The sequence below is a fragment of the Pseudomonas sp. B21-040 genome (assembly GCF_024748695.1).
Taxonomy (GTDB): Bacteria; Pseudomonadota; Gammaproteobacteria; order Pseudomonadales; family Pseudomonadaceae; genus Aquipseudomonas.
Genome location: NZ_CP087176.1, coordinates 4,393,575 through 4,406,007, shown reverse-complemented (window position 1 = coordinate 4,406,007; position 12,433 = coordinate 4,393,575). Strand labels below are relative to the sequence as shown.

The window sequence follows — 12,433 nt, the reverse complement described above, 5'->3', positions numbered from 1 at the left end:
AACTAACGTGCTTACGATCTACAACACGCTCACCAAGAGCAAAGAAGTCTTCAAGCCGCTGGATGGCAACAAGGTGCGCATGTACGTCTGCGGGATGACCGTGTACGACTACTGCCACCTGGGCCATGGCCGCAGCATGGTTGCGTTCGACCTGGTGACCCGCTGGTTGCGGTTCAGCGGTTACGACCTGACCTACGTGCGCAACATCACTGACATCGACGACAAGATCATCAATCGTGCCCGCGAGAACGGCGAGTCGTTCGAAGCCTTGACCGAGCGCATGATCGCGGCGATGCACGAAGACGAAGCGCGCCTGAACATCAAGAAGCCGGACATGGAACCGCGTGCCACCGGGCATATCCCCGGCATGCACGCGATGATCCAGACCCTGATCGACAAGGGTTACGCCTACGCCCCGGGCAATGGCGACGTGTACTACCGCGTCGCCAAGTTCATGGGCTACGGCAAGCTGTCGCGCAAGAAGATCGAAGACCTGCGTATTGGCGCACGGATCGAAGTCGACGAGTCCAAGCAGGACCCGCTGGACTTCGTGCTGTGGAAGGGCGCCAAGCCGGGCGAGCCGAGCTGGGAATCGCCGTGGGGCGCCGGGCGTCCGGGCTGGCACATCGAGTGCTCGGTGATGTCGACCTGCTGCCTGGGCGAGACGTTCGACATTCATGGCGGCGGCAGCGACCTTGAGTTCCCGCACCACGAAAACGAAATCGCCCAGAGCGAAGCGGCCACCGGCAAGACCTACGCCAACGCGTGGATGCATTGCGGCATGATTCGTATCAATGGCGAGAAGATGTCCAAGTCCTTGAACAACTTCTTCACCATTCGCGACGTGCTCGACAAGTACCACCCGGAAGTCGTGCGTTACCTGCTGGTGTCGAGCCACTACCGCAGCGCGATCAACTACTCGGAAGACAACCTCAAGGACGCCAAAGGCGCACTCGAGCGTTTCTACCACGCGTTGAAAGGCCTGCCGAACGTGGCACCGGCTGGCGGCGAAGCCTTCGTCGAGCGTTTCACTCAGGTGATGAACGACGACTTCGGCACGCCAGAAGCCTGCGCCGTGCTGTTCGAGATGGTGCGTGAGATCAACCGCCTGCGCGAGAACGATCTCGATGCAGCGGCCGGTCTGGCGGCGCGCCTGAAAGAACTGGCCAGCGTGCTGGGTGTGTTGCAGCTCGAAGCCGATGACTTCCTGCAAGCGGGCGCCGAAGGGCGTGTCGATGCCGCTGAAGTGGATGCGCTGATTGCTGCGCGTCTGGCGGCACGTGCTGCCAAAGACTGGGCCGAATCCGACCGCATCCGCGACCAGCTCACCGCCATGGGCGTGGTGCTGGAAGACGGCAAGGGCGGCACGACCTGGCGCCTGGCTGACTGATGATCGTTCCCACGCTCTGCGTGGGAATGCCTCATTGGACGCTCCGCGTCCGCTTCGGCATGGGACGCGGAGCGTCCTTGGCTGCATTCCCACGCGGAGCGTGGGAACGATCAAACAAAACCCGCCTTGTGCGGGTTTTTGTTTTTTTGGGGGGGGGCTCAAGTGCAGCAGTGGCTCGGCTGATGCTATCGCGGGCAAGCCTTGCTCCTACGGGACAGAGTCGTTCACCGAACCTGTGTACGGCGCAATCCTGTAGGAGCAAGGCTTGCCCGCGATTGACTGCGCAGCAGTCAGCTTTCTGACTGGCGCAATCGCTTGTAAAGGGTATTACGACTAACCCCCAGTCGCCGCGCCAGATACGAAATGTTCCCCCCGGCCGCCTGCAGCTGTCGATTCAAGTCTTCGACATCATTGAGATCCACCTCCAACGCCTGCGGCGAATCCACCGGCTCCATCTCCAGATCGACAAAAAAATCATCCGGCAAATGTTCCGGTCGCACCGGTTGTTCCTCCGCCATGGCCAGCGCCACCTGCATTACGCTGCTGACCTGACGCAAATTCCCCGGCCACGGGTGGCGGCCGAACAACTCCAAAACTTCCCGGCTCAACCCGGCCCATTGCGTCGGTTCGCGATGTTGCTCCCACAGCCGCTTGAACAGTGCTTCCTTGTCACTGCGTTCCCTTAGCGGCGGCAGCTCCAGGGTCAGGCCGCCAATGCGGTAATACAGGTCTTCACGAAAGCGACCGAGCTGCACCTGTTCACGCAACGCACGGTTGGTGGCCGAAATAATCCGGATATCGACCGGGAACAGTTCGCTACTGCCCACTGGTTGCACGCAGCGCTCCTGCAAAACCCTCAACAACCGGGCTTGAGTCGGCAACGGCATATCACCGATTTCATCGAGGAAGAGGGTGCCTTTGTCGGCCTTGCGAATCAGCCCGATGCTGCCTTTCTGATTGGCACCGGTGAATGCACCTTTCTCATAGCCAAAGAGCTCAGACTCCACCAGTTCGGCGGGGATAGCCGCACAATTGACGGCAATAAACGCTTGTTTGCTGCGCGAACTGGCCTGGTGCAGGGCTTTGACGAAAACTTCCTTGCCGACCCCGGTTTCGCCGTGGATCAACAGCGGAATGTCTTTCTCCAGCAGGCGTTCCGCCTGACGCACAGCCTTTTCCACGCGGCTGTCACCAAAATGCAGGGTGTTGAGGCTGATGGCTTCGGGCGCCGCCACCACCGGCTCGGCGCTCTTGGGTTCAGAAAACAGTCGAGGTTGTATGGGCACTTGTTTCGGCCGCTTCAACAGGCACTGAAAGCGGTTGCGGCCGGAGGCTTGCAGGGCAAACGGCAGGCCGTCGGGTTGGTTCAGCAGTTCCAGCAACGAGACCTTGAACAGGCTTTCGATGCTGACCCGCGACAGGCTGATGCCTAACAGATTGTCGGCCCGGCGGTTCGCCGACAGCACCTGGCCGCTCTCATCAAAAATCAGCAAACCGGCCCATTGGCTGTCGAGGTTGTTTAGCCCGGTGTTGAAGGTCAGTTGAAAATGCTGGCCATGGAACAGGTTGAGGATCAGCCGGTTTTCCACGGTCTGGCTCATCATCTTGACCATGCCCAGGGTGTGCGATGGCGGCAGGTAGCTGTCGCTGGACACATCCAGTACCGCGATCACTTTGCGCTCGGCATCGAAAATCGGTGCGGCGGAACCGGTCATGAAGCGGTTGGCTTTCAAAAAGTGTTCATCGTGTTCAATGTGCACCGCCTGCTCACAGGCCAGGGCGGTGCCGATGGCGTTAGTGCCGCTGCAACGCTCCATCCAGCTGGCGCCCGCGCTGAAACCACGGGCCAGGGTCGGCTCGATAAAGCGCTGAGTGCCCCACGACGTCAGCACCTGGCCCTGATTATCGGCAAGCATGATCAGGCAGTTGGAATTGCTCAGGATGTTTTCGTAATACGGCAGTACTTCCTGATGCGTGGTTTGCACCAATGAATGCTGACTCTCCAGCAACTGCGCAATGCCTTCGGCCGGCAGTTGATCAAACGCCGGGGCGCTTTGGTGATTGAGGCCGAACGCGCGGCAACGGGACCAGGAGTCCTGAATGATGGCGTCGTGGGAGAGCGGCGTGGCGGGTGCGGCCATGGCAGTCGATCTCTAAGCATTTATTGTTTTTGTTTTGGGTAAACGCAATCTGCACGCATCTCGACATACCGCCGAACGCGATTTTGTAGCAGCTGGCGAAGCCTGCGTCCGGCGACGCAGTCGTCGTAAAACCTGTATTCGCGGTCTTTCTTATACACCGCGACACCTGATCTAACGACGACTGCGTCGCCGGACGCAGGCTTCGGCAGCTGCTACAAGGTTGTGCGTAATTCGGAAATTTTCGCAGTAAAACGGTTTGTAGAGTGTTGTTCACTATTGTTCATTGTCAACCGGCGGATTGTTCAGTTGTTCAGTCCAGGTTGTTCATTTGTGTTCAGCAACGAAAGCGATGACGCCGTCCATTCGAGGTTTTTCAAGCCAGATCAATGGCTTGTGATTTTTGGCACGAAAGTCGCTCTGTAGCTCCGGTCGCTTGACTCCAAATAATAAAAAAGGCCGAGCCATGTCATTAACCCTGGAGCACGTCAGCCGCACCGTCGAGGGCCAGACCTGGATCGATGATGCGTGCCTTAGTTTTGAACCCGGTTCCTTCAACGTTTTGCTTGGGCGAACACTGTCCGGCAAAACCAGCCTGATGCGCTTGATGGCCGGTCTGGACAAGCCCGACAGCGGCCGCATCCTCATGAACGGCGTCGACGTCACCCAGCGCCCGGTGCGTTTGCGCAATGTGTCGATGGTCTATCAGCAATTCATCAACTATCCGACCATGACGGTGTTCGAGAACATTGCTTCGCCGTTGCGCCAGGGTGGTGTTTCCAACGAACTGATCCAGAGCAAAGTGCTGGAAACCGCGAAGATGCTGCGCATCGAGAAGTTCCTCCAGCGCCATCCCCTCGAACTGTCCGGCGGCCAGCAACAGCGCACGGCTATGGCACGGGCGCTGGTCAAGGATGCCGAACTGATTCTGTTCGACGAACCGCTGGTCAACCTTGATTACAAGCTGCGCGAAGAGCTGCGCCAGGAAATGCGCGAGCTGTTCAAGGCGCGGCACACCATCGCCATTTACGCCACCACCGAACCCAACGAAGCGCTGGCGCTGGGCGGCACCACGACGATTCTTCACGAAGGCCGGGTGATCCAGAGTGGCAAGTCTTCCGAGGTCTATCACCAGCCGCAAACGGTGCTGGCGGCCGAGCTGTTCTCCGAGCCGCCGATCAACCTGATGCCCGGCCGGATTGCCGGCAACGAAGTGAGCTTTGCCAACTTCGTGCACTTCCCGTTGAACGTGGATTTGCGGCCAGTGGGCGAGGGCGAGTTCCGCTTTGGCGTGCGGCCCAGCCACATCTCGTTGGTGCCGAGCAACGACGATGACCTGGAGCTGGCCGTGACCGTCGAGGTCGCCGAGATCAGCGGTTCGGAAACCTTCCTGCACGTGCGCAATGAGCATTTCCTGCTGGTGCTGCACCTGCCCGGTGTTCACGAATACGACGTCGATGCGCCGATTCGCATCTATATCCCCACCCACAAACTGTTTGTGTTCGATGCGCAGGGGCGTTTGGTCCAGGCGCCCGGTCGCCGTATCGCGAGGGTTGCCTGATGGCCGAAATTCGTTTGCAAAACCTCGCCCACAGCTACACCCGCACGCCAACCGGCCCTGAGGATTACGCCATCCGCGAGATGGACCACATTTGGGAGCAGGGTGGTGCCTACGCGTTGCTCGGGCCTTCGGGTTGCGGCAAATCCACCTTGCTCAACATCATTTCCGGATTGCTCAGCCCGTCTCAGGGGCATGTGTTGTTCGACGGCAAAGCGGTCAACGACCTGACCCCCGAGAAGCGCAACATCGCCCAGGTTTTCCAGTTTCCGGTGGTCTACGACACCATGACGGTGTTCGATAACCTGGCATTTCCGCTGCGCAATCAAGGCATGGCCGAGGCAAGAATTCACAGCAAGGTGCAGGAAATTGCCGAGGTGCTGGACCTTCAGGCGCTGCTGAGCAAGAAGGCCAGCAACCTCACCGCCGACGAGAAACAGAAAGTCTCCATGGGCCGTGGGCTGGTACGCGACGACGTCTCGGCCATCCTGTTCGATGAACCACTGACCGTGATCGATCCGCACTTGAAGTGGAAGCTGCGGCGCAAGCTCAAGCAGATCCACGAGCAGTTCAACATCACGATGGTCTACGTGACCCACGATCAACTGGAGGCCTCGACCTTCGCCGACAAAATCGCCGTGATGTACGGCGGGCAGATCGTGCAGTTCGGTACGCCGCGAGAATTGTTCGAACGCCCAAGCCACACCTTTGTCGGCTATTTCATCGGCAGCCCGGGGATGAACCTGATTGAGGTCACGCCGCAGGCCGGGGGCGTGGGGTTCGGTTCGACGCATCTGCCGCTGTCCGAGGCGCAGCAAAAGCGCATCGCCGAATCCGAGTGGAAAACCCTGAAAGTCGGTATCCGTCCGGAGTTTGTGCATGTCTGGGAAGAGCCCTTTGATGATGCGATGAAGGCTCAAGTCGTACACATCGAAGACCTTGGCACCTACAAGATCCTGACCCTGAACCTCGACGGCGCACCGTTGAAAGTGCGCCTGGCCGAAGACAAACCGGTACCCGAAGGCACCGCGTACATCAGTTTTCCGGCGCAGTGGTTGATGGTGTATGCCGATGAATACTTGCTGGAGGCACAGCCATGAACAAGGTGCAAAACAACAAGGCCTGGTGGCTGGTGTTGCCGGTGTTCCTGCTGGTGGCCTTCAGTGCGGTGGTCCCGATGATGACGGTGGTCAACTACTCGGTGCAGGACATTTTCGACCAGTCCAGTCGCTACTTCGTCGGCGCCGACTGGTACAAACAAGTGCTGCTCGATCCGCGCCTGCATGACTCGCTGCTGCGCCAGTTCATCTACTCCGCCTGCGTATTGCTGATCGAAATTCCGCTGGGCATCGCCATCGCACTGACCATGCCCACCAAGGGACGCTGGTCGTCGCTGGTGCTGATCGTCCTGGCCATTCCGTTGCTGATTCCGTGGAACGTGGTCGGCACGATCTGGCAGATTTTCGGTCGAGCCGATATCGGCCTGCTTGGGTCGAGCCTCAATGCCATGGGCATCAGCTACAACTATGCGGCGAACACCATGGACGCCTGGGTCACGGTGCTGGTGATGGACGTCTGGCACTGGACGTCGCTCGTGGCGCTGTTGTGTTTCTCCGGGTTACGGGCGATTCCGGACGTGTATTACCAGGCCGCGCGGATTGACCGAGCGTCCGCCTGGGCGGTGTTCCGCCACATCCAGTTACCCAAGCTCAAAAGCGTGCTGTTGATCGCGGTGATGCTGCGGTTCATGGACAGTTTCATGATCTACACCGAGCCGTTTGTGTTGACCGGTGGCGGCCCGGGGAATGCGACGACGTTCTTGAGTCAGACGCTGACCCAGATGGCGATAGGGCAATTCGACCTGGGGCCGGCAGCGGCATTCTCGCTGGTGTACTTCCTGATCATCCTGTTGGTGTCCTGGCTGTTCTACACCGCCATGACTCACTCTGACGCCAACCGCTGAGGCCCGCCATGAGTAAAAGAAAGCTCATCCCGCTGCTGATCTACATCCTGTTCCTGCTGGTGCCGATCTACTGGCTGCTGAACATGTCCTTCAAGAGCAACACCGAAATCCTCGGTGGCCTGACGTTGTTTCCCCAGGATTTCACTTTCCACAACTACAAGGTGATCTTCACCGATCCGGCCTGGTACACCGGTTACCTCAACTCGCTGTATTACGTGAGCCTGAACACGGTGATCTCCCTGAGCGTGGCGTTGCCGGCGGCGTATGCGTTTTCACGCTACCGTTTCCTGGGCGACAAGCACCTGTTCTTTTGGCTGCTGACCAACCGCATGGCGCCACCCGCCGTATTCCTGTTGCCGTTCTTCCAGCTGTATTCCTCGATCGGGTTGTTCGACACCCACATCGCCGTGGCACTGGCTCACTGCCTGTTTAACGTACCGCTGGCGGTGTGGATTCTTGAAGGCTTCATGTCCGGCGTTCCCAAGGAAATCGACGAAACCGCCTACATCGATGGCTACAGTTTTCCCAAGTTCTTCGTCAAGATTTTCATCCCGCTGATCGGTTCCGGCATCGGTGTCACGGCGTTTTTCTGCTTCATGTTTTCCTGGGTTGAACTGCTCTTGGCGCGCACGCTGACGTCGGTCAACGCCAAGCCGATTGCCGCGGTGATGACCCGCACGGTCTCGGCATCCGGTATCGATTGGGGCGTGCTGGCAGCGGCGGGGGTGTTGACCATTCTGCCGGGCATGCTGGTGATCTGGTTTGTTCGCAACCACGTGGCCAAGGGCTTTGCCCTGGGTCGGGTATGAGGAGCTGATGATGGAATGGATGAGTTGGACCGGTCCCACGGCGGCGTTCTTCTGTGTCATTGCCCTGATCCTGGTGGGGATGACGACCTGGGAGTTGCGCTCGCCGAGCATTCTCAAACGAGGTTTCTTGCCGATTGCCACCACCCGTGGCGATCGGCTGTTTATCGGTCTTCTCGGCAGCGCCTACCTGCATTTGCTGGTAATTGGCGTCACCGACTGGAGCATCTGGGTAGCGTCCGCGTTGTCCCTGGTGTGGCTGTTGGCTGTGATGCGTTGGGGCTAGTCGAATCGCTCGGCAATGTTGCTCCGAAAATCAAACAGGAGGTCTCTATGTTCGACAAAAACAATAAGCTGCGACATAGCATTTCATTGGCAGCCATTCTGGCACTCAGTGGGTTGAGCGCTTCGGCCTGGGCCGACGCCTATGAAGACGCTGCGAAGAAATGGATTGGCGACGAGTTCAAACCGTCCACCCTGACGGCCGATCAGCAACTCGCGGAGTTGAAGTGGTTCATCAAGGCCGCCGAGCCGTTTCGCGGGATGGACATCAAGGTCGTCTCGGAAACCCTGACCACTCACGAATACGAGTCCAAAGTGTTGGCCAAGGCGTTCACCGAGATCACCGGGATCAAAGTCACCCACGACCTGCTGCAAGAAGGCGACGTGGTGGAGAAGCTGCAGACGGTGATGCAGTCGGACAAGAGCATTTATGACGGCTGGGTCAACGACTCGGACCTGATCGGTACGCATTTTCGCTACGGCAAGACTGAAGCGATCACCGACCTGATGGCGAACGAAGGCAAGAACTTCACGTCGCCGACGCTGGACCTCAAGGACTTCATTGGCACGTCTTTCACCACGGCCCCGGACGGCAAGCTCTACCAACTGCCCGACCAGCAGTTCGCCAACCTCTATTGGTTCCGCGCCGACTGGTTCGAGCGGCCGGAGCTGAAAGCCAAGTTCAAGGAGAAATACGGCTACGAGTTGGGCGTACCGGTGAACTGGTCGGCGTATGAAGACATCGCCAAATTCTTCAGCGAAGACGTCAAGGAAATCGACGGCAAGCGCGTCTATGGGCACATGGACTACGGCAAGAAAGACCCGTCCCTGGGCTGGCGTTTCACCGACGCCTGGTTCTCCATGGCCGGTGGCGGCGACAAGGGCCTGCCCAACGGTTTGCCGGTGGACGAGTGGGGCATTCGTGTCGAGGATTGCCATCCGGTGGGTTCCAGCGTGACGCGTGGTGGCGACACCAACGGTCCGGCAGCGGTGTTCGCCACCACCAAGTATGTGGACTGGCTGAAAAAGTACGCGCCACCGGAAGCCGCCGGGATGACCTTCTCCGAATCCGGCCCGGTCCCGTCCCAGGGCAACATCGCCCAGCAGATCTTCTGGTACACCGCCTTTACCGCCGACATGACCAAGCCAGGCCTGCCAGTGGTGAACGCCGATGGCACGCCGAAATGGCGCATGGCGCCGTCGCCGCGCGGTCCGTACTGGGAAGAGGGCATGAAACTGGGTTATCAGGACGTGGGCTCATGGACATTCATGAAGTCCACGCCTGAGAAACAGAAACTTGCTGCCTGGCTCTATGCGCAGTTCGTGACGTCGAAAACCGTGTCGCTGAAGAAAACCATCGTTGGCCTGACGCCGATCCGCGAATCGGACATCAACTCGCAAGCGATGACCGACCTGGCACCGAAACTCGGTGGTCTGGTCGAGTTCTACCGCAGCCCGGCCCGTGTGCAATGGACCCCGACCGGGACCAACGTGCCGGACTATCCACGCCTGGCACAACTGTGGTGGAGCCACATCGCCGAAGCCGCCAGTGGCGACAAAACCCCGCAAGAAGCCCTGGATGGCCTGGCCAAGGATCAGGACGCCATCATGACCCGTCTGGAACGTTCCAAGGCGCAGCTCACCTGCGCACCGAAAATGAACCCGGAGCGCGATGCACAGTACTGGTTCGACCAACCGGGCGCACCGAAACCGAAACTGGCGAACGAGAAACCGAAAGGGGAGACCGTGAGCTACAACGAACTGCTGAAATCGTGGGCGGACGCGCGTAAGTAACTGCCTGGTCTGTGAACAGCGAACGGCACCGAAAGGTGCCGTTTTTTTTGTGCCTGTTCCAGCGTCTTCGCGGGCAAGCCCGCTCCCACAGGTTTCAGTGGTGTTTACACATTCCACGGACGACGGTGATCACTGTGGGAGCGGGCTTGCCCGCGAATGCGGTGGTTCGGGCAGCGAAAATCTCAAGTCTGATACCTCAGAGAGCTACACCCTTAACCCTGTGGGAGCCGGGCTTGCCCGCGATAGCGGTGGGTCAGTCGGTGAGGATGCTGAAGGCGCCGGCGCCATCGCGGGCGAGCCTGAACTGGTCAAGTAATCTCGGACACCGATTACGGTGTTTATGCCGCTTTTTGCTCCATGGCTATTGGCGACAGGTAGTCGTTATAGCTATGGAGTCTGGTGCCGTTGTTGCGCTGGTGCGACAGCGCGACGGAATGGGCGCCGAGTTTCACGCCAACCCGACCGCTCCAGATGTTGTTGTCGAACTGGCCGAGTAATTGTTTGCCCTCGTCGACGGCCTTGTAATAGTTAAGGCCGCCAAACAACGACAGGTCGTCCATCAACGGGTAAGTCCATGCGGTGCCCGCGTAGTATTGATTCCAGGCGTCTTTGAGGCGACTGGAGTACAGGCTGACACTGAGGTTCTGGTTCAGCGCGTAGTCGCCGCCACCGTAAGCGATCCACGGCGAATTGACCGGGCCGGCGTAAAACGTCGCGAAGTTCTCGCGCAGGTCGCTGGACACCGGTTGGCTCATGGCATGCAACCGACCGCCCTGAACCGATAAGCCTTCGATACTGGTGTTGGTGGCCGTGACGCCGCGGAAACTTTCCGGCAGCAACCGCGAGTCACCTGCCGCGACGACCGGGGTGGCGGGGAACACGTCGCCGATTTTTATCTCCGTGTCAAAGGCCCGGACTTTGGCGGCGCCACCGACCTTGGTGTATTCGTCCTGCGCTTGGCCGTCACTGTCGACCGGCAGCACGTCGAACGAACTGTTGCCACCGTTGCGACCGTCACCGGTATCGAGTTTCAAGCCGATCATCGCAAACGCATCGATCCCGAACCCGACGGTGCCTTGGGTGTAACCGGATTCGAACTTGCTGATGATGGCCTGGGCCCAGGCTTCGGAGTAGCCATTGCCGGTGGGGCTGGACTGGCCTTTGCGGTAATCACGATTAAAGTAGAAGTTGCGGTTGAGCACCGTCAGGCTGCTGCCTTCGACAAACCCCTCGGCTTTATCTTGCGCCAACACCATGGACGGCCCGGAGCCGATCACCACCGCTAAAGCGGCCATCGACATTTTTGTATGGTTAACCATCAATCACTCCTTGGGTTCGGCAGAACAGGAACGTGCTTCGGCATGGGTTTTATTGTTCGGCGGACAAAGGCCCGCCGGCATGGTCGCCGGGTGACATCGTTGCAAGCTGCGGATAACGCCAAGGTGATGGGGGAGTTACAATTTCGTCATGTGGGTCGGGTTGACGCCTCGGCGGGTCAGGTCAAGGCTGCGAGCTGCTCGATGGTTTGCGGGAAGCGTTCAACGAGGCGGATCAATGTCGTGGCTTGAGCATTGGGTGTTGCCCGTCCTTGTTCCCAGTTTTCGAGGGTGCGGGTGTTGGTGCGCAGATACATCGCGAACACCGACCTGGAGAGGTTGAGCTGTTGGCGGATGGCGACCACTTCCTCGGCAGTGATCGGCATCAGTTTCGGCAATTGGACCTTGTGGCTTCGCAGCGTGATCTTGCCTTGGCGCTCGTCGGCCAAGGCGTCGAGGCCTTCGATCAGTTCGGAAAAAATGTCACGTTTCATAGTGGGTTCTCGTATTGATTTCTCTATTCAGCATTTGTCTGAACAGTTTTTTCTGGGCCGGCGACAGATCGTCGTGCTCGTTTTTGCTGTACACGGTGAACAGCCAGAACTGCTCGAAGCCTGACCACCAGTAATAAATCACCCGCAGTCCACTGCGCTTGCCCTTGCCGCGACGTTGATCGAAGAAGCGGATTTTGCGCAGCCCACCTGTACCCTCAATGAGATCTCCCGCTGCTGGGTTTTTCAGCAGTTCCAGTTGAAAGCTGCGAAACAGATCGTCATCCAGATAGTCGTCTCGGTGTTTCTGAAACGCAGGTAATTCGATAAAAAGAGCATCCCTGTTCTGTACGTTGCCTGCGTATAGTGTTGTCTCGATAACCGAATAGGTCAAGGCATAGAAGCCGTCCTTTTCGTCCCTGTTCTCAAGATAGATCCCGGTCGCAAAAACACCTGTAGGACGAGTCGACCGGTGTGGTGAGAACGTTCGATCAAAGAGAGGGGAGACTTCGCAAATGAAGTGTCGGAACAATGCCTCCAGCGAGCAGCAAATGCTGGACTGGATCTAGGGTTGGCTGAGGACGGTTACGGTGTACTCATGGGAACGCATTTTTATCTGGGGGGAGGAGCTTGCGATCTACCATGCCCCCTTCGGACTTCAACTGGCCTGCGTGCCCATGGTGAAGAAACTGTGA

10 protein-coding genes and 1 pseudogene are annotated in these 12,433 nt (G+C 58.6%); 7 read left to right on the top strand and 4 right to left on the bottom strand.

Annotated features, from left to right (window positions below; translation table 11 throughout):
- Positions 1 to 7: 7 nt before the first annotated feature.
- Entirely contained in the window at positions 8 to 1,390 is a 1,383-nt protein-coding gene (gene cysS / locus LOY55_RS20165; RefSeq protein WP_109786609.1) for a cysteine--tRNA ligase, read from the top strand.
- Positions 1,391 to 1,680: 290 nt separating this feature from the next.
- On the opposite strand, the gene LOY55_RS20160 is transcribed toward cysS, so the two are convergent.
- Entirely contained in the window at positions 1,681 to 3,531 is a 1,851-nt protein-coding gene (locus LOY55_RS20160) for a sigma-54-dependent Fis family transcriptional regulator (RefSeq protein WP_223522547.1), read from the bottom strand.
- Between the two features lie 463 nt (positions 3,532 to 3,994).
- Here LOY55_RS20160 and LOY55_RS20155 point away from each other — a divergent pair, with 463 nt between their 5' ends.
- The 6 genes from LOY55_RS20155 to LOY55_RS20130 are packed head-to-tail and all read left to right on the top strand — an operon-like array spanning position 3,995 to position 9,931.
- Positions 3,995 to 5,089: an ABC transporter ATP-binding protein gene (locus LOY55_RS20155; protein WP_046032511.1), complete on the top strand. Its 1,095-nt coding sequence runs from the start codon at positions 3,995 to 3,997 to the stop codon at positions 5,087 to 5,089.
- Positions 5,089 to 6,186: an ABC transporter ATP-binding protein gene (locus tag LOY55_RS20150; RefSeq protein WP_223522548.1), complete on the top strand. Its 1,098-nt coding sequence runs from the start codon at positions 5,089 to 5,091 to the stop codon at positions 6,184 to 6,186. The genes LOY55_RS20155 and LOY55_RS20150 overlap by 1 nt, the downstream gene beginning before the upstream one ends.
- Positions 6,183 to 7,049, top strand: a complete 867-nt coding sequence (locus LOY55_RS20145; RefSeq protein WP_046032509.1) for a carbohydrate ABC transporter permease — start codon at positions 6,183 to 6,185, stop codon at positions 7,047 to 7,049. The genes LOY55_RS20150 and LOY55_RS20145 overlap by 4 nt, the downstream gene beginning before the upstream one ends.
- 8 nt (positions 7,050 to 7,057) lie before the next feature.
- Complete coding sequence (locus tag LOY55_RS20140) at positions 7,058 to 7,858, top strand: carbohydrate ABC transporter permease (RefSeq protein WP_046032508.1); 801 nt, start codon at positions 7,058 to 7,060, stop codon at positions 7,856 to 7,858.
- Positions 7,859 to 7,868: 10 nt separating this feature from the next.
- Entirely contained in the window at positions 7,869 to 8,141 is a 273-nt protein-coding gene (locus tag LOY55_RS20135) for a DUF2160 domain-containing protein (protein ID WP_046032507.1), read from the top strand.
- A gap of 47 nt (positions 8,142 to 8,188) precedes the next feature.
- Positions 8,189 to 9,931, top strand: coding sequence for an ABC transporter substrate-binding protein (locus LOY55_RS20130; RefSeq protein WP_223522549.1), 1,743 nt, complete (start codon positions 8,189 to 8,191; stop codon positions 9,929 to 9,931).
- A 383-nt stretch (positions 9,932 to 10,314) separates the two neighbouring features.
- Here the strand turns inward: LOY55_RS20130 and LOY55_RS20125 are convergent.
- From LOY55_RS20125 to LOY55_RS20115, 3 genes and pseudogenes are all read right to left on the bottom strand, one after another.
- A pseudogene (locus LOY55_RS20125) lies at positions 10,315 to 11,250 on the bottom strand (OprD family outer membrane porin); the annotation flags it as partial.
- 176 nt (positions 11,251 to 11,426) lie between these two features.
- Entirely contained in the window at positions 11,427 to 11,741 is a 315-nt protein-coding gene (locus tag LOY55_RS20120; protein ID WP_046032497.1) for a DNA-binding transcriptional regulator, read from the bottom strand.
- Entirely contained in the window at positions 11,731 to 12,132 is a 402-nt protein-coding gene (locus LOY55_RS20115; protein WP_223522550.1) for a type II toxin-antitoxin system RelE/ParE family toxin, read from the bottom strand. The genes LOY55_RS20120 and LOY55_RS20115 overlap by 11 nt, the downstream gene beginning before the upstream one ends.
- Positions 12,133 to 12,433: the final 301 nt, after the last annotated feature.

Excerpts from the sequence above, each read along its gene's own strand:
- LOY55_RS20160 (WP_223522547.1), bottom strand. The coding sequence starts at position 3,531 with ATGGCCGCACCCGCCACGCCGCTCTCCCACGACGCCATCATTCAGGAC.
- LOY55_RS20130 (WP_223522549.1), top strand. The coding sequence starts at position 8,189 with ATGTTCGACAAAAACAATAAGCTGCGACATAGCATTTCATTGGCAGCC.
- LOY55_RS20155 (WP_046032511.1), top strand. The coding sequence starts at position 3,995 with ATGTCATTAACCCTGGAGCACGTCAGCCGCACCGTCGAGGGCCAGACC.
- LOY55_RS20140 (WP_046032508.1), top strand. The coding sequence starts at position 7,058 with ATGAGTAAAAGAAAGCTCATCCCGCTGCTGATCTACATCCTGTTCCTG.
- LOY55_RS20145 (WP_046032509.1), top strand. The coding sequence starts at position 6,183 with ATGAACAAGGTGCAAAACAACAAGGCCTGGTGGCTGGTGTTGCCGGTG.
- LOY55_RS20135 (WP_046032507.1), top strand. The coding sequence starts at position 7,869 with ATGGAATGGATGAGTTGGACCGGTCCCACGGCGGCGTTCTTCTGTGTC.
- LOY55_RS20120 (WP_046032497.1), bottom strand. The coding sequence starts at position 11,741 with ATGAAACGTGACATTTTTTCCGAACTGATCGAAGGCCTCGACGCCTTG.
- LOY55_RS20150 (WP_223522548.1), top strand. The coding sequence starts at position 5,089 with ATGGCCGAAATTCGTTTGCAAAACCTCGCCCACAGCTACACCCGCACG.